General features: G+C 64.5%; 19 protein-coding genes. 8 read left to right on the forward strand and 11 right to left on the reverse strand.

Annotation, left to right across the window (positions count from 1 at the left end):
- Window position 1: 1 nt before the first annotated feature.
- The 5 genes from O7A70_RS22765 (at window position 2) to O7A70_RS22785 (ending at window position 4,273) form a co-directional block, all read left to right on the forward strand.
- A complete protein-coding gene (locus O7A70_RS22765; RefSeq protein ID WP_337142440.1) occupies window positions 2–1,276 on the forward strand; it encodes a glycosyltransferase in 1,275 nt (424 codons plus the stop codon).
- 235 nt (window positions 1,277–1,511) lie between these two features.
- Window positions 1,512–1,862, forward strand: coding sequence for a cupin domain-containing protein (locus O7A70_RS22770; RefSeq protein WP_337142441.1), 351 nt, complete (start codon window positions 1,512–1,514; stop codon window positions 1,860–1,862).
- A 100-nt stretch (window positions 1,863–1,962) separates the two neighbouring features.
- Entirely contained in the window at window positions 1,963–2,304 is a 342-nt protein-coding gene (locus tag O7A70_RS22775; RefSeq protein ID WP_337142442.1) for a cupin domain-containing protein, read from the forward strand.
- 22 nt (window positions 2,305–2,326) lie between these two features.
- Window positions 2,327–2,671 carry a cupin domain-containing protein gene (locus O7A70_RS22780; protein ID WP_095774732.1) on the forward strand — a complete coding sequence of 115 codons (345 nt, stop codon included), beginning with the start codon at window positions 2,327–2,329 and terminating at the stop codon, window positions 2,669–2,671.
- A gap of 93 nt (window positions 2,672–2,764) precedes the next feature.
- Window positions 2,765–4,273, forward strand: a complete 1,509-nt coding sequence (locus O7A70_RS22785) for an aldehyde dehydrogenase family protein (RefSeq protein WP_337142443.1) — start codon at window positions 2,765–2,767, stop codon at window positions 4,271–4,273.
- A gap of 147 nt (window positions 4,274–4,420) precedes the next feature.
- On the opposite strand, the gene O7A70_RS22790 is transcribed toward O7A70_RS22785, so the two are convergent.
- The 6 genes from O7A70_RS22790 to O7A70_RS22815 form a co-directional block, all read right to left on the reverse strand.
- Window positions 4,421–5,242 carry a hypothetical protein gene (locus O7A70_RS22790; protein WP_337142444.1) on the reverse strand — a complete coding sequence of 274 codons (822 nt, stop codon included), beginning with the start codon at window positions 5,240–5,242 and terminating at the stop codon, window positions 4,421–4,423.
- 287 nt (window positions 5,243–5,529) lie between these two features.
- The gene (locus O7A70_RS22795) at window positions 5,530–6,291 is read right to left on the reverse strand and encodes an SDR family NAD(P)-dependent oxidoreductase (RefSeq protein ID WP_337142445.1); all 762 of its coding nucleotides are present in this window, start codon (window positions 6,289–6,291) and stop codon (window positions 5,530–5,532) included.
- Between the two features lie 10 nt (window positions 6,292–6,301).
- Window positions 6,302–7,114: an ABC transporter permease gene (locus O7A70_RS22800; RefSeq protein WP_015315090.1), complete on the reverse strand. Its 813-nt coding sequence runs from the start codon at window positions 7,112–7,114 to the stop codon at window positions 6,302–6,304.
- On the reverse strand, window positions 7,114–7,977 hold the full coding sequence (locus tag O7A70_RS22805) for an ABC transporter permease (protein ID WP_337142446.1): 864 nt from the start codon (window positions 7,975–7,977) through the stop codon (window positions 7,114–7,116). Before O7A70_RS22805 ends, O7A70_RS22800 begins: the two co-directional genes overlap by 1 nt.
- Before the next feature lie 63 nt (window positions 7,978–8,040).
- Window positions 8,041–9,204, reverse strand: coding sequence for an ABC transporter substrate-binding protein (locus tag O7A70_RS22810; protein WP_337142447.1), 1,164 nt, complete (start codon window positions 9,202–9,204; stop codon window positions 8,041–8,043).
- The gene (locus O7A70_RS22815; RefSeq protein WP_337142448.1) at window positions 9,185–10,321 is read right to left on the reverse strand and encodes an ABC transporter ATP-binding protein; all 1,137 of its coding nucleotides are present in this window, start codon (window positions 10,319–10,321) and stop codon (window positions 9,185–9,187) included. The genes O7A70_RS22810 and O7A70_RS22815 overlap by 20 nt, the downstream gene beginning before the upstream one ends.
- Window positions 10,322–10,440: 119 nt before the next feature.
- Here O7A70_RS22815 and O7A70_RS22820 point away from each other — a divergent pair, with 119 nt between their 5' ends.
- Window positions 10,441–11,253, forward strand: coding sequence for a response regulator transcription factor (locus O7A70_RS22820; RefSeq protein ID WP_337142449.1), 813 nt, complete (start codon window positions 10,441–10,443; stop codon window positions 11,251–11,253).
- A 17-nt stretch (window positions 11,254–11,270) separates the two neighbouring features.
- Here the strand turns inward: O7A70_RS22820 and O7A70_RS22825 are convergent, their stop codons facing one another.
- From O7A70_RS22825 to O7A70_RS22845, 5 genes are all read right to left on the reverse strand, one after another.
- Window positions 11,271–13,352: a 3-hydroxyacyl-CoA dehydrogenase NAD-binding domain-containing protein gene (locus O7A70_RS22825; RefSeq protein WP_337142450.1), complete on the reverse strand. Its 2,082-nt coding sequence runs from the start codon at window positions 13,350–13,352 to the stop codon at window positions 11,271–11,273.
- Between the two features lie 120 nt (window positions 13,353–13,472).
- Window positions 13,473–14,420, reverse strand: a complete 948-nt coding sequence (locus O7A70_RS22830; RefSeq protein WP_337142451.1) for an ABC transporter permease — start codon at window positions 14,418–14,420, stop codon at window positions 13,473–13,475.
- A gap of 3 nt (window positions 14,421–14,423) precedes the next feature.
- The gene (locus tag O7A70_RS22835) at window positions 14,424–15,389 is read right to left on the reverse strand and encodes an ABC transporter permease (RefSeq protein WP_337142501.1); all 966 of its coding nucleotides are present in this window, start codon (window positions 15,387–15,389) and stop codon (window positions 14,424–14,426) included.
- A 16-nt stretch (window positions 15,390–15,405) separates the two neighbouring features.
- Window positions 15,406–16,923, reverse strand: coding sequence for a sugar ABC transporter ATP-binding protein (locus tag O7A70_RS22840; RefSeq protein ID WP_337142452.1), 1,518 nt, complete (start codon window positions 16,921–16,923; stop codon window positions 15,406–15,408).
- 49 nt (window positions 16,924–16,972) lie between these two features.
- On the reverse strand, window positions 16,973–17,986 hold the full coding sequence (locus O7A70_RS22845) for an ABC transporter substrate-binding protein (protein ID WP_027144586.1): 1,014 nt from the start codon (window positions 17,984–17,986) through the stop codon (window positions 16,973–16,975).
- A gap of 208 nt (window positions 17,987–18,194) precedes the next feature.
- Between O7A70_RS22845 and O7A70_RS22850 the strand changes: the two genes are divergently transcribed.
- Window positions 18,195–20,615 (forward strand): glucan 1,4-alpha-glucosidase, encoded by a 2,421-nt coding sequence (locus O7A70_RS22850; RefSeq protein WP_337142453.1) that lies wholly within the window; start codon window positions 18,195–18,197, stop codon window positions 20,613–20,615.
- Window positions 20,616–20,663: 48 nt separating this feature from the next.
- Entirely contained in the window at window positions 20,664–21,680 is a 1,017-nt protein-coding gene (gene gnd, locus O7A70_RS22855) for a phosphogluconate dehydrogenase (NAD(+)-dependent, decarboxylating) (protein WP_337142454.1), read from the forward strand.
- Window positions 21,681–21,683: the final 3 nt, after the last annotated feature.

The following is a 21,683-nucleotide window of genomic DNA, read 5'->3' on the forward strand; positions in this document are numbered from 1 at the left end:
GATGGCGCAGAAGACGATCGCGTTTTTCCCCGAAGCCGCCTACGGCCCGGCGCTCAATTCCGTCGGCATCGCGCAAGCAGTGGAAATGCGCGGACACAAAGCGGTGTTCCTGTCCGACCCGGGCTTCGTTGATGTCTACAAGGGCTATGGCTTCGAGGCGCATCCGGTGAACCTTTCCGAACCGATGCCGCCCGAGCAGATGGCCAAGTTCTGGGAGGACTTCATCAACGGCCACATCCCGAACTTCCGCAAATCGCCCTACGACCAGGTCGACAATTACGTCAAGGATTGCTGGACGGCGATCGTCGACAGCGCCAAGTGGGCCCAGAAGGATCTGCCGCGCGTGCTCACCGCCATCAAGCCTGATGTGATCTGCGTCGACAACGTCATCCTGTTCCCGGCGATCAAGCAATACGGCAAGCCCTGGGTGCGCGTCATCTCCTGCTCGGAAAACGAGATCGAGGACGAAGGCATCCCGCCGCATCTTTCCGGTTGCGGCGAGAACGACCACGCCGGGCACCAACGCTACCGCGACCATTTCAATGCGGTGATCAAGCCGATCCATGATGACTTCAACGCGTTCCTCACCGCCAACAACGAGGCGCCCTATCCGATCGGCCAGTTCTTCGAGGCTTCGCCCTATCTGAACCTGCTGCTCTATCCCGAGGCGGCAAAGTTCAAGCGCCGCCATCCGCTCGATCCGGCGAAATTCCAGTACCTCGAAGGCTGCGTGCGGCAGGAAAAGCCCTACACCGTCCCGACCTTCGCTAAGAACAGTGACGGCCCGCTGCTCTACGTCTCCTTCGGCAGCCTGGGGGCCGGCGATGTCGACCTTTTGAAGCGTATCATCGCGACACTGGGCAAGACCCCCTATCGCGCCCTGGTCAATGTCGGCGGCTACAAGGACCTGTACACCGACATGCCCGGCAACGTCATCGTCGACGGCTGGTTCCCGCAGCCTTCGGTCATCCCGCAGGTCGATGTCGTCATCCACCATGGCGGCAACAACTCGTTCACCGAGTGCCTCTATTTCGGCAAGCCCGCCATCATCATGCCCTATGTCTGGGACGGCCACGACAACGCCACCCGCGTCGAGGAAACCGGCCACGGCTTCGGCATGCCGCGCTATGATTGGACCGATGCAGAGTTGATCGCGAAGATCGAAGCCTGCCTGACCGATCCGAAAATAAAGGCGAAGCTGGCGAAGACATCGGCACAGATGCAGGCGCACAACGGGCCGGAGAAGGCTGCGGGTTTGCTGGAGAGGCTGCTGTGAATGGAATTGCAATGCCGAGCCCAGGCGCCCCCCTCTGTCCTGCCGGACATCTCCCCCTCAAGGGTGGAGATCGGATAGCGTCCCGACTTTCGCCAATCACCAAGATCGCCAAGGGAGAACCGGCCGCTAAGCTGCCAATCTCCCTCCTTGAGGGGGAGGTGTCCGGCAGGACAGAGGGGGGCCTCGTAGAGCGTCAACGAATCGAAGTTGGGCGTCATAACTATGGAGCCCGCTCATGACTTCCTCCGCACCGCACCTCCACCAGGCCTCGACCCGCACCGACCTCGTCGACTGGGGCGTCCAGCCCGACGCCCTGTCGGGCGTCTCCCACTCCACCGGCAAGCTCGTGCACAAAGGGCCGAACAATCAGCCGGAATCCGGCATCTGGGTCTGCACGCCAGGCCGCTGGCGGCTCTCGATCCCGCGCGACGAACTGTGCCACTTCGTTTCCGGCCGCGCGACCTACCGGTCGGATGTCGGCGAGGTGATAGAAGTGTCATCTGGAAGCGTGGTCATGTTCTCCGCCGGCTGGACGGGCGAATGCACCGTGCATGAGACCATGCGCAACGTCTACATGCTGGCCTGAGAGCATGATCCCGAAAAGTGGAAACCGGTCCTCTCGGACAAACAGTTCTCCTTTGTCCGAGATCATGCTCAAGCAACTATCAGCCGCATAGGAGCAAGATATGTCGACACCGCATTGGCCTGAGGCCTCGACCGTGGAGCTGGAGGATTGGGGCGCGGGCGCCAATACGCTCGCCGGCGCGCCGCGGGCCTCAGGCAAGATCCTCTCGAAAAATCCGGACGGATCGAGCGAGTGCGGCCTGTGGTCTTGCACGCCGGGCACCCGCAAGGTCAGCTTTGCCGCCGACGAGTTCTGCTATTTCCTTTCGGGACACGGCAGCTATGTCGGGGACGACGGCGAAGACATCCCGGTTGGAGCCGGCACGCTCGTCTTCTTTCCCGCCGGCTGGACCGGCATCTCCATCATCACGCAAACGCTGACCAAGGCCTTCATGTGCCGGTGAGCACTTTACCAGGGAATTCGATATGACCACGCCGATCATGCAATCGCCGCTTGCCGTCACGGACCTCGTCGACTGGGGCATCATCCCGACAATGATCGAGGGGCAATCCCACACGTCGGGCAAGCTGCTCCACAAGGGGCCGGAAGGCCGTTCCGAATGCGGCCTCTGGGTCTGCACGCCAGGCAAGTGGCACTGCCACGTTACCCGCGACGAGTTCTGCCACTTCCTCGAAGGCCGCTGCACCTATGTGCACGAGTCCGGTGAGGTCATCGAGATCGAGCCGGACACGGCGGCCTTCTTCCCACAGGACTGGAAAGGCGTCTGCACGGTCCATGAGACCATCAAGAAGGTCTACATGATCCGCTGAGCCTTCCCGATAATTCTACCCTGCCGGCCAGCCGACGCCACCTGACTCGGCAGGACGAATTCTCAAGAAGGCTCTGACCACAGGGGAGCGACCATGCATTTTTCACCCGACCGGCCGACTTTCTTCATCAATCCGGACTACCGGCCGATGACCGGTACGATCAAACCGGTGGTTGATCCGGCGACGCTGGAAACCGTCGGCGCCGTCGCTTCGGCCAGCGACGGCGAGATCGACGCCGTGCTCACCGCCGCGACCAAGGCGCAGCTTGCCTGGGAAAAGCTCGACGCCAAGAGCCGGGCAAAGCATCTGCACGCCGTCGCCAACGCCATCGAGGCGGCGGATTTCACGCGCTGCGCCGAACTGATGGTGCGCGAAATGGGCAAGCCCTATCCCGAAGCCATTGGCGAGATCGCCAATTGCGCGCCGATTTTCCGCTACTATGCCGAGATGGCGCGCGACGATGCCGGCAAGATTGCCGGCACGACGCAGGCCGGCTCGTTCCAGTACGCGCGCTATGAGCCCTATGGCGTCTCCGTCCACATCATGCCCTACAATTTTCCGATCCTGCTGATGTGCTGGACCGTGGCCGCCTCGCTTGCCGCCGGCAATGCCTGCATCATCAAGCCCGCGGAAGCGACGACGCTATCGACGCTGGAATACATGACCGTCTTCCGCGCGCTGCCGGAAGGCTTGGTCTCCTGCCTGCCCGGCGGAGCGGCCACCGCGCAGGCGTTGATTGCGTCTGACCGCACGCACGCGGTTGCCTTCACCGGCTCGGTCGCCGCCGGCAAGGCGGTTGCGGTGGCTTGCGCCGAACGCATGAAGCCCTGCGTCATCGAGGCCGGCGGCAGCGATCCGCTGATCATCAGCCGACACGCACCGCTTGAGGTGGCAGCCGCCGGCAGCGTCACCGCCGCCTTCCATCTCACCGGCCAGGTCTGCACCTCGGCGGAGCGTTTCTTCGTCGTCGATGCCGTGCATGACCGCTTCCTCGAATTGTTTGCCGAAAAGACGCGCGCGCTGCGCATCGGCAACGGCATGGACAAGACCGAGATCGGCCCGCTGGTCAGCGAGGCGGCCCGGGCGAAGGTCATGCGGCTGGTCGACGATGCTGTTCGCAACGGCGCCAAGGCCGTCACCGGCGGCCGCATTCCGCCGGCGCACAATACCGGCTGGTTCTACGAACCGACCATCCTGACCGGCGTCACGCCGGATATGGCGATCGTGCGCGAAGAGTGTTTCGGCCCGGTCGCCGCGATCTGCCGGGTGAAGGATTTCGACGAGGCTATCCGGCTCGCCAATGACAGCCCGTTCGGGCTTGGCGCTTCGGTGTTCACCACGGATCTCGCCGAAGCGCATGAGGCGGCCGAACGGCTCGAGGCCGGCATGGTTTGGGTCAACAACCCCTTGATCGACAATGACGCCCTGCCCTTCGGCGGCTGGAAGGCTTCCGGCCTCGGCCGCGAACTCGGCCGTCAGGGCCTCGATGCCTTCCGCCGTTCCAAGATGGTCATCATCGACCACAGGGCGGCCATCCAGGACTGGTGGTATCCCTATCCCGACAGCTGGTTCCGCGAGACCGGCGGCCGCAAACACGTATGAAGAATGGCGCGCGGCAATACCACGCGCCTGTTGTGCCCTTGTGCCTCGATCGCTTCGACCAGCGCGCGCGAGCAGGAAAACAATGCCGCCGGGCGAAGCCCAGCGGCATCTTCTTTGACTGGCTACCGCCGTTTCAGTGACGATCCGCTACGGCGTCGTTCCCGCTTGAAGCTTGGCCGCCGTCTGGTCGATCTTGCCGGCAAGGACGCCTTGGGCCCAGGCTGTGACCTCGGCGTCGACAGGCTTGTTGGCCATGTCCGTCAGCGCCGCGTCGAGCGATGCGTCATCGGTGCCGACCGCTGCCGCGGTTGCCGCGGCCGCGGCTTCGTCGGCAGCCGCATTATCGGCGGCGACCACAGCCTGCTGAGCTGTGACATCGGCCTGCAAGGCCGATATCTGCCCAGGCAGGGCCGCCTGCTGTTCGGGTGTCATGGCGTCGATCTCGGCCTGCGACAGCGACGTCAGTGCGCTCAGCTGCGAATTCAGCGCATCCAGCTGGGCCTGGGCGGCGGCAGCCGTGGTGGCGGCCGCCGCAGCCGCGGCCTGCGCATTCTTGGCTTTCGCCGATTGTGTCACGAATGCCTGAATGGCACCGAACTTCTTGCTCTTGGAGTTCATATAGGCGTTGATGTTGCGCTGCAGCGAGTTCAGCCGGCCGAGTTTGGCGTGGATGTTCTTGTCCTTCGGTACGGACGAGACTTCTGTATCGACCGTGGTGCTGGCCGTGATGTCCGTTTCCGTCTTGGCTGCCCGTCCCGGTGCCGATGACGACTTGCCGTGCGAAGCGCCGCTGTTGCCGCCACCATTCCCGTGGGTGCCGCTGTTGCCGTTGCCCCCGGAATTGCCGTTGCCGCCGCCATTGCCTCCAGCATTGCCGCCGCCGTTGCCATGCCCATTGCCGGCGAGCGCCGGAGACGCCAGAAGCGCCAATGCGGCCAGCGCCGCGAACAGAGTTTTCCGGTTTGTCATGGTAATCTCCTCGGGAATCGCGTTCTCGCCCACCGCTGAACCATCTGCGTATGAGAAATCGCTAATTGTACCCGGTAAACTTTAAACAAATGCGGTCGCAATCCGAGAGCGGGCGCTACGCCGGAAACGTAAATTACTGAAAAGCAACGGAATTCACTGCCTTTGACTTGCAATAGCACTGAAGTCCCATGCCAGCCAGACCTTGGTCTTGTGCCGTCCGGCGCCACGCGAAACCGCAGAAAAAAAAGGGGCTGAAACAGGTAGGTCGATAGGTAAAAGCAGAGGTCTCAGCCGATGCTTTCGCCGCCGTCGATCACCAGCGCCTGGCCGGTCATGAAGGACGATCGGTCCGAGACGAGAAACAGGATCGCCTCGGCGATCTCCTCGGCGCTCGCCCAGCGCCCCATCGGGATTTTGGTGCGGACATACGTTTCGATCGCCTCGCGTCCGCCCATCTGGGCGATGAATGGCTCGTTGAAGGGCGTATCGACCCAGCCCGGGCAGAGCGCGTTGACGCGCACATTGTGCCGGGCATAGTCGAGCGACATCTGCCTGGTCATCGCCACCACGGCATGTTTCGAGGTCGCATAGGCGATCATCTCGCGGTCGTAGAAGACGCCCGAATTCGAAGCCGTGTTGAGGATGACGCCTCCCCCTTGCGCGACCATCGACGGCATGACGATCCGGGCCGCCAGGAATTGCGCCCGCACATTGACCCGCCAGGAGGCATCCATGCCGTCGGTCTCGACCTCGGTCAGCGTGCCGCCGACCTGGATGCCGGCATGATTGTGCAGGATGTCGATGCGCCCATGCTTTTCTAGCGTGCCGGTTATGAGTTGCTCAACAGCCGCGTCCTCGCCGACATCGGTGGCGATGGCCTCGGCCCGGCCACCCATTGCCCGAATGCCTGAGGCCGTTGCCTCGCCATTGGCCGCATCCCTGTCGGCGATGACGACCATAGCGCCTTCCCTGCCCATGATCATGGCGCCGGCACGTCCGATGCCGGAGCCGGCGCCGGTCACCACGGCAATGCGGTCTTTGAGGATCATGGAGCGGCTTTCAGTTTGATGGCTTGCGCTGGCGCAGCTGCCATTGGGCAAGCACCACGAGCAGGACGGAAGCGACGAGCACGATGGTCGCGATGGCGTTGATCTCCGGCGTCACGCCGCGCCGGATGGAGGCGAAGACATAGATCGGCAGCGTCGTCTGCGCGCCGGCGACGAAGAAGGCGACGATGAAATCGTCGAAGGAGAAGGTGAAGGCGAGCAGGAAACCGGCGACCACCGCCGGCATGATCTGCGGCAGGACGATCGAGCGGAACGTCGTCAGCGGCGTGGCGTAGAGGTCGCTCGAGGCTTCGACCAGATTGCGGTCGAGGCTGCCCAGCCGCGTGCCGACGATCATCGTAACCAGCGCCATCGAGAACAGGCCATGCGCGGCGATGATCGAGCCGTAGCCGAGCGACAGGCGCGGCGGCTGGTCACCGGGCCAGACTGAGGCGAGGAACGGATTGACGACCGCGAACAGCTGGACAAGCGCGACCAGCGTCGAGATGCCGATGACGACGCCGGGAACGACGATCGCCGCGCCGAGCAATCCGTCGAAGACGGCGCGGGTTCTGGCACCGACACGGGCCAGGCCGAGGGCTGCCGCGGTGCCGAACACCGCCGCGAGCAGGGCGCTGGTGCTGGCAATGAACAGGCTGTTCTTCAGCGCCTCGACCAGGAACGGGTTGGACAGCGCCTTGCCATACCATTGCACGGAGAAGCCGGTGAACTCGCTGGCATGATGGCCGGCATTGAAGGAGAACAGCACGACCAGCACGATCGGCAAATAGAGGAAGGCGAAGACGGCAATGACGAAGGCGCGCATCAGATCAGGTCCACCCTGCGGGCTCCCGAGACCCGGGTCGAGATGCGGTTGGCGGCAATCAGCACCACCACCGAAACCAGCACCAGCGTGATCGCGATGGCCGACCCGAATGGCCAGTTGCGCGACTGCAGGAACAGATCGACCAGCGCGTTGCCGATGAAGAACACCTTGCCGCCGCCAAGCAGCGTCGGGATCAAATATTCGCCAAGCAGCAGGATCATGACCAGCGAGAAGCCGGTCATCACGCCCGGGAGTGACAGTTTCAGGGTCACGCCCAGAAAGGTCGATAATGGCGTCGCGCCGAGATCGGCGGAGGCTTCCAGCAGCCTTCGGTCGAGCCGCTCGAGGCTGACATAGATCGGCAGGATCATCAGCGGCAAATAGCCGTAGACGATGCCGAGCAGGACGGCGCCCGGCGTGTTGATCAGCCTGATATCCTCGATGGCTGCAAAGGCGAGCAGCGCCGGTAAGCCGCGTCCACCCAGAATGTACATCCAGGCATAGGTCCGCATCAAAAGGCTCGTCCAGAATGGAATGACGACCAGCGCGAGCAGGATCAGCCGCCAGCGCTGCGGCGCCTGCAAGGCAAGATAATAGGCGACCGGATAGGCAACGAGCAGACAGGCAAGCGCGCCCACCGGCGCCAGCACCATCGTGTTCCAGAACGCGGTCGCCCGCGCTGGAAGATTGGCGTATTGCGCCAGCGTGAAAGCCGCCTGATAGCCGCCCTCGGGCGCCCGCTCGCCGACGCTGAACACGGCGATGGCGATGAACGGCAGGACCAGGAACACCACCAGCCATACCGTCGCCGGCGCGAGCAGCAAGGCGGTCAGGAAATTATGCCGAAATCTGTTGCCGTGCATTGAAACCGCCCCGGTACCGGCGGACATGGGCCCGCCGGTCGATTGTCTTCGTCCAGGCCAGTCTCAAGCCGATTTGAAGCGCGCCATCAGTTCGGCGCGGCCGGGATCGGTCAGCGTCGCCGCCGCGCCGAATTCGAGCGGCGTCAACAGGTCCGCCGCCGGATAGAGGATCGGATTGTCGAGCACCTCCTTGGGCAGCAGCTTGTTGACCCGCGCATCGGTCGAAGGCGCGCCGTTGGCCAGGTGCTCCTTCACCGCGACCTGCGGGTTCATCAGATAGTTGAGCAAGGCATAGCCGGCGGGCTTGTTCGGCGCGTCCTTCGGGATGGCATAGAAATCGGTCCAGATCTCGCCGCCTTCCTTGCCAAGCACATAGGCGATCTCGGGAATGTCGCGATGGAGCTGCGCGCCGTCATTGGTCCAGCACATCGTCATCCAGGCGTCGCCCGCGCGCATGCCCGGCTGGTAATCGGACGAGACGGCGAACAGGTGCGGCTTGACCTTCAGCAGCAACTCCTCCGCCTTGGCGAGCTCGTCCTGTTTCAGCGAATTGAACGAATAGCCGTAATATTTCAGCGCATTGCCGATAGTCGTGAGCTGGTAGTCATGCACCATGGTGCGGCTGTCGCCCTCGGCCATGGCGGTATCCCAGAATTCCTTCCAGCTCGTCATCGGCTTGGTGAGCTTCTTGGTGTTGACGGCAAAACCCGTCGTGCCCCAGTTCTTCGGCACGGCGTAAATAGTGCCATCGATGGTACCCTCGGAGGTGAAGCGCGGATCTTCCTGGGTGCCGTCGAAATTCGGCAGCTTCGCCATCTCCAGCGGCTCGATGATGCCGAGCTTCTTGTAGGTCGAGATCGTGTAATTGGTCGGCACGAACAGGCTCCAGCCCGAGGCCCCGGCCTGCAGCTTGGCCAGCATCTCCTCATTGGAGCCGAACACGTTGACCTCGACGGCGACGCCGGTGTCCTTCTTGAAGTTCTCGAAGGTCTGCGGGTCATGGTAGTTCGGCCAGGTGGCGATCGACATGCGGTCGCCAAGGCTTTCGGCGGCGAAGGCCGGCGTCGGCATGATGCCGATCTCGCGCGCCATCACCGCCGTCGCGATGCCGAGTCCGGTGAGGCCGAGGAAGTCGCGGCGGCCGATCGAGCCACGCTTCAGGCGCATCAGTTGGTCGACGAAATTCTCGGGGCTTATCGGCAGTCCGTCACGATATGATTTCGACATGTTTGTTTACCCTCTGGTTGGTCCCGTTGTTCTTGGTTTCCGGAAACGCCAGCGGCGTTCCGGTGGCATAGCCGATGGCGACGGGTTCGCCCGGCTTGAAGAGATTGCCTTGGCCGATCAGGTGATCAGTCTTGGCGAGCAAAGTGCCGATGCCCTGGACCTCGATCGCGTATTCCGCTGTCGAGCCCAGGAAAATCCGGTTGCGGACAACGCCCTTGAGCGGACCGCTTGTCGGCCCGCCAAGGCTGAGTGATTCAGGACGCAGGCTGACCGAGACGGCCTCGCCTTGTTGCAGGGCAGTGCGCTTGCGCGCCGCAATGACGGTGCCGTCCGCCAGCGCCACGCTGACAAGGTCACCCGCATGACCGGCAACCTTGCCGGCAAGAAGATTGGTCTTGCCGACGAAATCGGCCACGAACAGGTCGGCCGGCTCGTCATAGATCTCGCTCGGCTGGCCGAGCTGGACGATGCGCCCGCCATTCATGACGCAGACGAAATCGCTCATCGACAGCGCTTCTTCCTGGTCGTGGGTGACCAGCACGAAGGTGATGCCGATCTCGCGCTGCAGGTTCTGCAGCTCGATCTGCATGTCGGTGCGCAGCTTCTTGTCGAGCGCCGCCAGCGGCTCATCGAGCAACAACACCGCCGGCTTGTTGACCAGCGCGCGCGCCAGCGCGACACGCTGCTGCTGGCCGCCGGACAATTCGTGGATCTTGCGGCCGCCATAGCCGGCGAGCCGTACAATTTCGAGCGCTTCGCCGGCCCGCCGGCCGAGCTCGCGCGACGACAGCCGTGGTCTTGCCTGGCGCAGGCCATAGGAAACGTTGGCTTCCACGTCGAGATGCGGGAACAGCGCATATTGCTGGAACACCATGTTGACCGGCCGCCGGTAGGGCGGCGTGCCGGCCATGTCCTGGCCGCGGATAAACACCTGGCCTTCGCTCGGCTGCTCGAAGCCGCCGATCATGCGCAGGCAAGTCGTCTTGCCGCACCCGGACGGTCCAAGCAGGGCAACGAAGGCGGAGGGTGGCACGGCAAGGTCGATGCCGCTGACCGCGGTCACCGCGCCATAGCGCTTGGTGACGCCGCGAAATTCGATGTCGGGCACTGCGGACAAGGCTGCGGGCTCCTGCGACAGGACGATGTGATTTCAAGACGCTACCAGAGCCAATGGCAGCTAGTATATACCTCCCAGGTGGTATATCTGATCTATTTTCTCGTTTGAGGTGGTATGGATTGAGTGGATCCCGCAGCGACGAATACAGCCGGCTCGCCACCCTTGTCGCGGCGACGCGGGAGACGAGCGGCGATCTTTTCGGCCAAGCGATGGTCGACTGGCTGCGGCAGCATGTCGGCTTCGACCACTGCGTGATCTTCGGCTATCGCGGCGCCGCGCGCCCGTCGCTGCTGTTCGAGACGTTCACACCGGCCGAAAGCCACGTCTTCGTCGCGCTCTATCAGGAAGGGCCCTACCTGCTCGACCCGTTCCATCACGCGGCGGTCGAGCGCAAGGAAGGGTTCTGGCGCATGCGGGAACTCGCGCCTGATCGTTTCTACGCCAGCGAATATTTCCGCTCCTACTACAGCCAGACCAGGCTGGCCGAGGAAGTCGGCTTCTTCGTGCCGCTGCCGGGCAAGGACGCGCTGGTGCTGTCGCTGATGCGGCTCAGCACTTCCGGCCCGTTCGGCACCGCCGATGCCAGGCTGCTGCGCGACATGGCGCCGGCCGTGATCAGCTTCATCCGATTGCGCTGGCCTGCCCTTCCCGCCGACGAGCCGGCCGAGACGAAGCAGGACGAGGAAATCGCCGCGGTCAACGAGTTCGACCGCGCCCATATCTGGAAAAGCCTGTCGCTGACGCCGCGCGAAAAACACGTCGTCGACCTTGTGCTGCAGGGGCATTCAACGGAATCGATCGCCAGGGCCATGCGCATCGTGCCGGGAACGGTGAAGGTCCATCGCCGCAACATCTACCGCAAGCTCAAGATCAAGTCGCAGGCCGGCCTTTTCGCCCGCTTCGTCGAGATCATCGACGCGCGGATCCGATGATTCCCGCAGGCCGCTGACTACCCTCGGATCCCGGCTGTTGACCCGGCTTCCCAGGAGCCGGTCTCTGCCATCCGCTTGAGCAAAGGCGCTGGCTTGAAAACATCCTTGCCGGTCCGCTCGTGCCAATATTCGAGCCGCTCGACGATCCTGGCCCCGCCTTCCAGGCCGGCCCAGAACATCGGACCGCCCTTGCCGACGGGAAAGCCGTAGCCATTGACCCAGACGACGTCGATGTCGGAGGCGCGGGCAGCAATCCCTTCCTCCAGTATCTTCGCCCCCTCGTTGACCAGGGGATAGAGCGTGCGCTCGATGATCTCGTCGGCGCTGATCGTGCGCGGCGCGATGCCCTTCTCGGCGGCCTTGTCACGGATCAGCGCCTCGACCTCGGGATCGGGTGCCGGCGTGCGCGAACCGTTCTCGTAGAGATAGAAGCCACGGCCGGTCTTCTGACCGAAACGGCCCTGTTCGCACAGTGTATCGGCGATGACGGCCGTCAGGCGGCGCGCCTTGCGGTTGCGCCAGCCGATGTCGAGGCCGGCCAGGTCGCCCATCTGGAACGGCCCCATCGGCCAGCCGAAATCGATGAATGCCTTGTCGATCCGGCTGGGAGTCGCGCCCTCCAGCAGCAGCGCTTCCAATTCCGAGCCACGCGCCGCCAGCATGCGGTTGCCGACGAAGCCGTGGCAGACGCCGACGACGACAGCCACCTTGCCGATCCGCCTTGCCATGTCGACCACGGTCGCCAGCGCATCGGGCGCCGTCTTTTGCGCCCGCACGATCTCCAGAAGCTTCATGACGTTGGCCGGCGAGAAGAAATGCAGGCCGAGCACATCCTGCGGCCGCGAGGTCGAGGCGGCGATCTCGTCGATGTCGAGATAGGAGGTGTTGGTGGCAAGGATAGCGCCAGGTTTCGCCACTGCGTCGAGCTTGCCGAAGATTTCTTTCTTGACCGCCATGTCCTCGAACGCCGCCTCGATAATCAGGTCGCAATCCGCGAGATCGGCATGGTCGATCGAGCCTTTGAACTGACCGAGCCGCTGCCGCTTGGCGTCTTCGCTCAAGGAGCGGCGCGCGACCGAGACGGCGTAATTCTTCTCGATCGTCGCCAGCCCCCGCTGCAACGCTTCCTGGCTGGTTTCCAGCAAGGTGACGGGAAAGCCGCCATTGGCGAAAGCCATGGCGATACCGCCGCCCATCGTGCCGGCGCCGATAACGCCGACGCGGGCGATCCTGCGCTTGACGACATTGCCGGGAAGCTTGGCCGCCTCGCGTTCTGCGAAGAACAGATGCCGCTGCGCGCGCGACTGGTCGCTGGCGACGAGCTTGACGAACAGCGCCCGCTCCGCCGCCAGCGCCTCGTCGAAGGGCAGCGTGACGGCATTGCGCACGGCCTGCGCACAGGCGATCGGCGCCTCGAGCCCCCGCGCCTTCCCAGCCAAATCCGCCGCCTCGGCATCGAAGGCCGCCAGATCGGTTTCCCTAAGCCCCTCATCGCGATCACGCACCAGCGTGAAGGGCCCCCCCTTGCGGGCCATTTCGCGGACGAAGTTCACGGCATGGGTGGTCAGATCGCCCGCGAAGACGGCGTCGACCAGGCCGGCCCCGTGCGCCTCGTCAGCACCGATCGGCGTGCCGGAAACGATCATCCTCAGGGCCTTCACGGCACCAACAAGACGCGGCAGCCGCACTGTGCCGCCGCCGCCCGGCAAGAGGCCGAGCTTCACTTCGGGCAAGCCGAGTTTTGCGCCTTGATCGGCAACGCGGAAATGGCAGCCTAGCACCAGTTCCAGCCCGCCGCCGAGCGCGGTGCCGTGAATGGCGGCCACCGTCGGCTTGGCGATGGCTTCAAGCGCCGCCACGATGGCACGCAGGTCTGGCTGCTGCACCGGCCTGCCGAATTCGGTGATGTCGGCGCCGGCAACGAAGGTCCGGCCGGCGCAGGCAATGACGATCGCCACGACCGATGTGTCATCCTGCAAAGCGATCAGCGCCTGCATCAGTGGCTCGCGGACGTAAAAACTCAGCGCGTTGACTGGCGGATTGTCGATGGTGAGGATGGCAACGCCACCGTCATTCGCGACACTGACAGAACTGGACAAGCGGAGGCCTCCCGAGACCGACTGAGATCGGGGACCGGTTTACTAGGCCACGCCGCGAATGGGAACCGGCTGGTCCAATTGTTGGCCCGACAGGCTGAGGTCGCGTCCTAGACGTTGCAGTCAGCGCACTGCCTTCTCGCCACCCGCCGCCGTGATCACCCCTACGATGATCAGCCCGGTCAGCAGCAACCGCACGCCGGCGCTGACGCCGAATGTGTTGAGCATGGTGAGCAGCAGCACCAGGAACAGCGCCGCGCCCCAGACGCCGGGCACATTGGCCTTGCCGCCGGCCACCGACGTGCCGCCGATGACGACGACGGCGATCGAGGCGAGCAAATATTCATTGCCGATATCGACATTGGCGCCGCGGAAATAGCCGGCGAGCAGCGCGCCGTCGATGCCGCCGAGCGCGCCTGACAGCGTGTAGGTGAGGAAGCGGATACGCCCGACATTGACGCCGGCGAGCCAGGCGGCTCGGATGTTCTGTCCGATCGCCAGCACCGAGCGGCCGTAGACCATGCGCTGCAAGGCGATGGCCGCACCGATGGTGAACAGCACGGTGAGGATCGCCAGCACGGGAATGCCCAGCACCTGCCAGTTGGTGAAATCGGCGAAGCCGGGCGGCGGCTTGATCTGCAGCCCGCGCCCATAGCTGATGTCGACCGACTGGATGATGAAGCTCGCCGACAGCGTCGCGATGATCGGCGGGATGCGCAGCGCCCAGATCAGCAGATAGTTGATGACGCCGATCGCGGCACCACAGGCGAGCGCCGCCAGCAGTCCGACCACGATCATGGCATCGCTGCCGCCCATCACCTTCATGGCAACCGCGCTTGCCAAGCCGATATTGGCCGGCAGCGACAGGTCGACATTGCCGGGCCCGAGCGTGATGACGAACATCTGGCCGACGCCGACGATGACGGTGAACACGGCAAGCGACAATGCGGCCGTGACCATGCCGCCGCCGCCATAGCCGCCGGTGAAGGCGATCGTCGCCAGCCACACCAGCAGCGCACCGACAAACGACCAGATCCACGGTTTTGTGAGCAGCTTTTTCAGCGAAGCCATCGCTCACCTTTCCCTGCGGCTGATCAGCACCCGCGCCGCCAGCACGATGATCAGGATGGCGCCGTTGGCGGCCACCTGCCAGTCGGGCGGAATGTGCATGAAGGTGAGCAGCGGCGAGGCGGCCAGCGCCAGCGTCAGCGCGCCGATGACAGCACCGATCGGCGAGACCCGGCCGCCGACGAACTCGCCACCGCCGAGGATGACGCCGGCGATGGCCAGCAGCGTGTAGCCATTGCCGATATTGGCATCCGCCGAGGTGGTGATGCCGATCAGCGCCATGCCCGACAGCACGCCGAAAAGACCGGCCAGCGCGAACAGCACGATCTTGGTCTTGAGCAGCGACCAGCCGGCGCGTCGCAGTGCCGCCGGATTGCCGCCGGAGCCGCGCAGGATCACGCCGTAGGAGGTGCGCATCAAACCAAAATGCACGACCGCGGCGATCAGCAGCGCGGCGATGATCGGAAATGGAATGGCAGGCGGCTTGAACGCCATGATCGCCAGCAACCAGTCCGGCGCCTTGCCGCCGGGTTTGGGCAGGACGAGGATGGCCAGCCCCTGCCAGACGAAACTCATGCCGAGCGTCACCACGATCGAGGGCAGGTTGCGCATGTGGATCAGCGCGCCGAGCAGCGCATAAATGCCGATCGATCCGACGAGAATGAGGACGCCGATGAGCGGTGCGTCCTTCAGCCAGGTCGCGGTGACGCAGCCGACAAAGCCGACGAAAGTGCCGATCGAGAGGTCGAGCTCGTTGCCGGCGATGACGAACATCTGCGCGATCGTCGCCAGCGCGATCGGAATCGCCAGGTTCAGCATCAGGCTGAAGCCGAAATAGCTGATGGCGCGCGGGTTGAGCCAGGCGATTGCCGCCAACACCAGCGCCAGCGACAGCGCCGGCAGCAGGCCACGCAACAGCCGCGCCCGTGCCGCCGCATTGCGTGCCGCCGACCCCTTGAAGCCATTGTCCATTGGCGTCGCCGTCATTTCAGGCCGCATCGCCGAAGGAGGACTGGATGATCTTCTCTTCGGTCAGCTCGTCGCGCGTCAGATTGGCGACGATGCGGCCGTTCTTGAAGACATAGATGTGGTCGCAATTGTCGAGCTCTTCGGTTTCGGTCGTGTACCAGAGGAAGGTGCGGCCGCGACCCGCTTCTTCGCGCACGAGGTCGTAGACCTCCAGCTTCGTGCCGATGTCGACGCCGCGCATCGGATCGTCCATCAGCACGATTTCGGCATCGGAGCCCAGTGCGCGGGCAAACAGGGCCTTCTGCTGGTTGCCGCCCGACAGCGAGAAGATGTTGTTGTTCATGTCAGGCGTGCGGATGCCGATCTTCTTCTTCCAGGCATCGGCGAGCTCCGCCTCGCGCCGCGGCGAGATCAGCAACCCGTTGCGCAGACGCGCCAGCGAGCGGATGCCGATATTCTGCGCAATCGACCATTGCGGAAAAATACCGTCCGACTGGCGGTCGCCCGCCACCAGCGCCACCGGCGCCGTGACCTCGATGCCGGCCTTGGCGCGTGCGGCGGCATTAAAGATCCGCAGCAGCAAGTCGGTCTGTCCGTGCCCGGCCAGCCCGGCAAGGCCGATGATCTCGCCCGCGCGGGCGACAAGGTCCTTACCGTCAGTCTGCCCGGCGGGCCGCGCCCTGACGCGCAGCGGACTGGCGCCTGGCTTGGCGGCAGCCGCCTGTGCGGCGACCTTCTCGCGCGCCTCGGCTCCGCCCATCACCGTCACCAGCCGGTCGCGATCGAAGGCACCAGCCACGTCCGACGCCACCACCTTGCCGTCGCGCATCACGACGATGCGGTCGGCGTTCCGCAACACTTCACCCAGCACGTGCGAGATCAGGATGCAGCTTTTGCCGCCGGCGACGAAGCGGCGCACGAAAGCCAGCAGCTGGCCGGCCGTGTGCGCGTCGAGCGACGAGGTCGGCTCGTCGAGGATGACCAGGTCGAGCCGGTCCTGTGTCACCGTGAAGGCGCGCGCCACCTCGACCATCTGGCGCCGGCCGATCGAGAGATCGCCGACAATGTCCCAGGCCGAGATGCCATGGTCCGGGAAGATCTCATCGAGCTTGGCGGCGATCAGCTCGGCCGCCCTGCGCCGCCAGCCGAAGCCGGAGAGCGAAGCATGGTTGATGCGCGTGTTTTCGGCGACGCTGAGATTGGGACAGAGCGAGAGCTCCTGGAACACGCAGCGTATGCCGAGCTGCTGCGCTCGCGACACCGAGTAGTTCTCCTCGATGCCGCCATGCACCCCGATCGTCCCGCTGTCGGGCGTCGAGGTGCCGGCCACCATGTGCATCAGCGTCGACTTGCCGGCGCCGTTATGGCCGACGAGGCCGACGCATTCGCCGGGTCCGACATGGAAATCCACCCCGCCCAGCGCCCTGACGGCGCCGAAATGCTTTTCGGCACCGTCAAGTCTTACGATGAAAGTATTGGCGGCGCCGAATTGTCTTTCGGCGCCGCTCAGTCTGATGTCCGTATTGCCTGCAGCCATGCTCAACGATATCCGCTCAGTGGTGCGCGCGGCAACGCGTGTGCGACTTTCACTTGATGTTGGCTTTGATCGCCGCGATGGCATCTTCCTGCGTGTATTCGTGGGTGGCGACACCGCCCTCCTTGATCTTCGGCAGGGCCGCCTCGAAATCGTCCTGGGTGAAGGCGAGATACGGCACCAGCAGATCGTGCGGGATGTCCTTGCGGCCATCGAGCACCTGCTGTGCCACCCAGAAGGCGAGCGTCGACACGCCAGGCGCGATCGAGGCCGACCAGGTCTGGTAGCCGTCCTTGTCCTTCTGTTCCTTCCACCACTTCAATTCGTCCTGCCGGTTGCCCATGATGATGGTCGGGCGCGGCTTGTTGGCTGCGGCGAAGGCTTGCGCGGCGCCATAGCCGTCGCCGCCCTGGTCGACGATGCCGACGATGTCGGGCAGCGACGGCAGGATGGTCGCCACCGCCTTCTGCGCCGTGGTCTGGTCCCAGTCACCGGTGACCGAGCCGACGATCTTGAACTCGGGATGGGCGGCAACGCCCTCGAGGATACCGGCATGGATGGCGTCGTCGATCGAAGTGCCGGCCAGGCCCCGGATTTCAAGCAGATTGCCACCCTTGGGCTGGAACTTGGCCATATGCTCGACTTCCTGCTTGCCCATGTCCTTGAAGTCGACGACGACGCGGTAGGCGCAAGGCTCGGTCACGGTGCCGTCGAAGGAAACGACGGTGATGCCGGCATCGCAAGCCTGCTTGATGGCGCCGTTGAGCGCATCCGGCGAGGCGGCGTTGATGACGATGGCATCGTAGCCCTGCAGGATCAGGTTCTGCACCTGAGCGGCCTGGGTCGGCACCTCCTTGTCGGCGGTGGTAAAGACATCGGCCGCGCCGACGATCTTGTCGTCGACCGCCTTCTTGGTGACGATGCCGTAGCTGTCGAGCATCGCCTGCCGCCACGAATTGCCGGCGTAATTGTTGGAGAACGCGATCTTCTTGCCGCTGGTGTCGGCCAAAGCCGTACCGGCTGCGAGCACCGCCGCAAGCGTGCTGAGAACCAATAGCTTCTTCATGTGATACTCCTCCCGAGAGTTGCTGATCAGTTTGGTTGTCGATGATTTCGCGGTGCGATCCTGTTTTTTATCTATTGTCAGACAAAAGTGCAGAAGGCCGGCGGGCTGTCAACCGCAATCCGATGTACGCCGGCGATCAACTTGCGGTGCGCTGATTGAAATGGCTCCGGTTGATGGCTAGGCATACGGGCCAGGAGAGCGAACAAGCATGACGCCGACTGTGCCGCCGGGCGCACCGGGAATTCCCGCGCGCTGGACCTCTAGCGCCAAGAGCGGCGTCGGATCGGCGCTTTCGCCGTCCAGTCGCGTCTGGTTCACCATCAGCCACGGCATCCTGAACGAGGTGTACTATCCGCGCGTCGACAGCGCCTGCACGCGCGACCTCGGCCTGATCGTCACCGGCAGGGATGGATATTTCTCCGAGGAGAAGCGGGATGCCGCGCACGGCGTCGAGCCGTTCGAGGACGGCGTGCCCGCCTACAGGCTGGCCAACACGGCCGATGACGGCGCCTACCAGATCGAGAAGCGCATTCTGGCCGATCCGGCGCGCCCGACCTTGCTGCAGGAGATCACCTTCAACCCGCTGAAGGGCTCCGTCGCCGACTACCGCGTCTACGCGCTTCTGGCGCCGCATCTGGTCAATGCCGGCATGGGCAACACCGCCTGGGTCGGCGAGTACCAGGGAAAGCCTGTCCTGTTTGCCTCGGGGCGCGGCACCTGCCTGGCGCTGGCCTCGTCGCTGCCCTGGCGGGATTGTTCGGCCGGCTATGTAGGCTTCTCCGACGGTTGGCAGCAATTGAACCATGCCGGCAAGCTCGATCCGGCTTGGCGGCGCGCCGAGGACGGCAATGTAGCGCTGACCGGCGAGATCGGTTTCACCGCCGTCAACACAAAAGCCGTGTTGGCGTTGGGTTTTGGCGCGACTCCAGACGAAGCCGCCGAAAGCGCCTTCGCCAGCCTGAAACGGGGTTTTGAACCGGCGGCGAAATCCTATGTCGAAAAATGGCGCAAATGGCAGGCGGGGCTGCTGCCACTGGACCGCGACCGGACGCCCGGGGTGCCCGGAGTAAACAGCTACCGCGTCTCCACCGCGATGCTGGCCGCCCACCGGTCATCGGCCATGCCGGGCGCGGCGGTGGCCAGCCTGTCGATCCCGTGGGGGTTCGACAAAGGTGACGACGATCTCGGCGGCTATCACCTGGTCTGGCCGCGCGACCTGGTCGAAACGGCGGGCGGCTATCTCGCCGCCGGCGATGCCGCTTCGGCACTGCAGATCCTGGAATACCTCCGCTCCATCCAACAACCGGACGGCCATTGGCCGCAGAACGCCTGGCTCGACGGCTCCGCGTATTGGCCCGGCATCCAGATGGACGAATGCGCCTTCCCCATGCTGCTGGCCGATGCCCTGCATCGCGCTGGCCACCTGCCGACTGCCAGGCTCAGGGCCTTCCTGCCGATGATTGAGCGCGCGGCGTCCTATGTCGTGCGCAATGGTCCCGTGACCGGCGAGGACCGCTGGGAAGAAGACGCCGGCTACAGCCCGTTCACGCTGGCCGTCGAGATTGCGGCACTGCTTGCCGGCGCCGACCTGCTCGATGCCTGCGGCAAGCGGGACGCGGCAAGCTATCTGCGCGAGACCGCCGACTGCTGGAACGACCAGGTCGAGCGCTGGACCTATGTCACCGGCACCGCCATCTGCAGGGCCGTGGGCGTCGGCGGCTACTACGTCCGCATCGCGCCGCCCGACAGCGCCGATGCCGGCTCGCCGAAGGATGGCTATGTCCCGATCAAGAACCGGCCGCCCGGCGACACGGAACGGCCGGTCGAAGAAATCGTCAGCCCGGACGCACTGGCCCTGGTGCGCTTTGGCCTGAGGGCCGCCGACGATCCGCGCATCGTCGACACCGTCAAGGCCATCGACGCGCAGTTGCGCTGCGAGCTGCCGCAAGGACCGCTCTGGTACCGCTACAACAGCGACGGCTATGGTGAACACGAGGATGGCTCGCCCTTCGACGGCACCGGCCAGGGCCGGCCGTGGCCGCTGCTCGCCGGCGAACGCGCCCATTACGAGCTGGCGGCTGGGCGCAAGGACAAGGCGGCCCGCCTGCTCGATGCGCTGGAACGGTCGGCCGGACCCGGCGGCCTGCTGCCCGAACAGGTCTGGGACGGCGCCGATATTCCCGAGCGCGAACTGTTGTATGGCAAGCCATCAGGCAGCGCCATGCCACTGGTCTGGGCGCATTCCGAACATATCAAGCTGTTGCGCTCGCTGCGCGACGGCGCCGTCTTCGACATGCCGCCGCAAGGCGTGAGGCGCTACATCGAGGACAACACCGTTTCGCCATTCAGGACATGGCGCTTCAACAACAAGATCCGCGCGCTGCCGGCCGGCAAGACGCTGCGTATCGAATTGCTGACAGCAGCCACTGTCCACTGGAGCACCGACAGTTGGGCAACCGCCCACGACAGCCAGACCGGGGAGAACGCTTTCGGCATTCACCTTGTCGATCTGCCCACGGCCAGCCTCCCCAGCGGAAGCACGCTGATCTTCACTTTTTTCTGGCCCGGAACCGGCGATTGGGAGAATGTCGACTTCTCCGTCATGTCAGGCGCTCAGGACAGCCAGTAGATCCTTCCTCGACAAACCCAGCAAATCTCTAGGAAACAGGACGAAACCATGCAGATCGGAATGATGGGACTGGGCCGGATGGGCGCCAACATGGTGCGGCGCTTGATGCGCGACGGCCACGAATGCGTCGTCTACGACATCAATCCGGCCAGCGTCGCGGCGCTGGTGAGCGACGGCGCGTCCGGAGCAGCCTCGATGGCGGAATTCGTCGGCAAGCTCGCCAAGCCGCGCTGCGTCTGGCTGATGCTGCCGGCGGCGATCACCGGCAAGATCATCGATCAGGTCGCGGCGCTGATGGAGCCTGGCGACATCGTCATCGACGGCGGAAATTCCTACTATCACGACGCGGTCGATCAGGCCGCGAAACTGGCCGCCAAGGGCATCCACCTTGTCGATGTCGGCACCAGCGGCGGTGTCTGGGGCCTGGAACGCGGCTACTGCCTGATGATCGGCGGCCCCGACGTGGCGGTGCAGCACCTCGATTCGGTCTTTGCCACGCTGGCGCCTGGCGCCGATGCCGGCGCGCCCACCCCGGACAAGACCGCCGGCACCGCGCCCTATGGCTACCTGCATTGCGGACCGAGCGGCGCCGGCCACTTCGTCAAGATGGTGCACAACGGCATCGAATATGGCGTCATGGCCGCCTATGCCGAAGGCATGAACATCCTGAAATCGGCCAATGCCGGCAAGCGGCAGCGTATGGCGGACGCCGAGACCAGCCCGCTCGAAAACCCGCAATACTACCAGTTCGACGTCGACCTGCCGCAGGTGGCTGAGGTCTGGCGGCATGGCAGCGTGATCGGCTCCTGGCTGCTCGATCTCACCGCCGGCGCGCTGAAGAGCGATCCGGGTCTGGCGCAATTCGGCGGCCGGGTCTCGGATTCCGGCGAGGGACGCTGGACGCTGAAGGCGGCGATCGACACCGGCGTGCCGGCGCCGGTGCTGTCCTCGGCCCTGTTCGATCGCTTCTCCTCGCAAGGCGAATCCGAATTCGCCGACAAACTGTTGTCCGCCATGCGTTATGCCTTCGGCGGTCACATCGAAAAACTGAAGGACGGCAAGTGACGG

It is taken from the genome of Mesorhizobium sp. Cs1299R1N1 (assembly GCF_037179655.1).
Classification (GTDB): domain Bacteria; phylum Pseudomonadota; class Alphaproteobacteria; order Rhizobiales; family Rhizobiaceae; genus Mesorhizobium; species Mesorhizobium salmacidum.

Excerpts from the sequence above, each read along its gene's own strand:
- O7A70_RS22765 (WP_337142440.1), top strand. The coding sequence starts at position 2 with ATGGCGCAGAAGACGATCGCGTTTTTCCCCGAAGCCGCCTACGGCCCG.
- O7A70_RS22770 (WP_337142441.1), top strand. The coding sequence starts at position 1,512 with ATGACTTCCTCCGCACCGCACCTCCACCAGGCCTCGACCCGCACCGAC.
- O7A70_RS22775 (WP_337142442.1), top strand. The coding sequence starts at position 1,963 with ATGTCGACACCGCATTGGCCTGAGGCCTCGACCGTGGAGCTGGAGGAT.
- O7A70_RS22780 (WP_095774732.1), top strand. The coding sequence starts at position 2,327 with ATGACCACGCCGATCATGCAATCGCCGCTTGCCGTCACGGACCTCGTC.
- O7A70_RS22785 (WP_337142443.1), top strand. The coding sequence starts at position 2,765 with ATGCATTTTTCACCCGACCGGCCGACTTTCTTCATCAATCCGGACTAC.
- O7A70_RS22790 (WP_337142444.1), bottom strand. The coding sequence starts at position 5,242 with ATGACAAACCGGAAAACTCTGTTCGCGGCGCTGGCCGCATTGGCGCTT.
- O7A70_RS22795 (WP_337142445.1), bottom strand. The coding sequence starts at position 6,291 with ATGATCCTCAAAGACCGCATTGCCGTGGTGACCGGCGCCGGCTCCGGC.
- O7A70_RS22800 (WP_015315090.1), bottom strand. The coding sequence starts at position 7,114 with ATGCGCGCCTTCGTCATTGCCGTCTTCGCCTTCCTCTATTTGCCGATC.
- O7A70_RS22805 (WP_337142446.1), bottom strand. The coding sequence starts at position 7,977 with ATGCACGGCAACAGATTTCGGCATAATTTCCTGACCGCCTTGCTGCTC.
- O7A70_RS22810 (WP_337142447.1), bottom strand. The coding sequence starts at position 9,204 with ATGTCGAAATCATATCGTGACGGACTGCCGATAAGCCCCGAGAATTTC.
- O7A70_RS22830 (WP_337142451.1), bottom strand. The coding sequence starts at position 14,420 with ATGGCTTCGCTGAAAAAGCTGCTCACAAAACCGTGGATCTGGTCGTTT.
- O7A70_RS22835 (WP_337142501.1), bottom strand. The coding sequence starts at position 15,389 with ATGGACAATGGCTTCAAGGGGTCGGCGGCACGCAATGCGGCGGCACGG.
- O7A70_RS22840 (WP_337142452.1), bottom strand. The coding sequence starts at position 16,923 with ATGGCTGCAGGCAATACGGACATCAGACTGAGCGGCGCCGAAAGACAA.
- O7A70_RS22845 (WP_027144586.1), bottom strand. The coding sequence starts at position 17,986 with ATGAAGAAGCTATTGGTTCTCAGCACGCTTGCGGCGGTGCTCGCAGCC.
- O7A70_RS22850 (WP_337142453.1), top strand. The coding sequence starts at position 18,195 with ATGACGCCGACTGTGCCGCCGGGCGCACCGGGAATTCCCGCGCGCTGG.
- gnd (WP_337142454.1), top strand. The coding sequence starts at position 20,664 with ATGCAGATCGGAATGATGGGACTGGGCCGGATGGGCGCCAACATGGTG.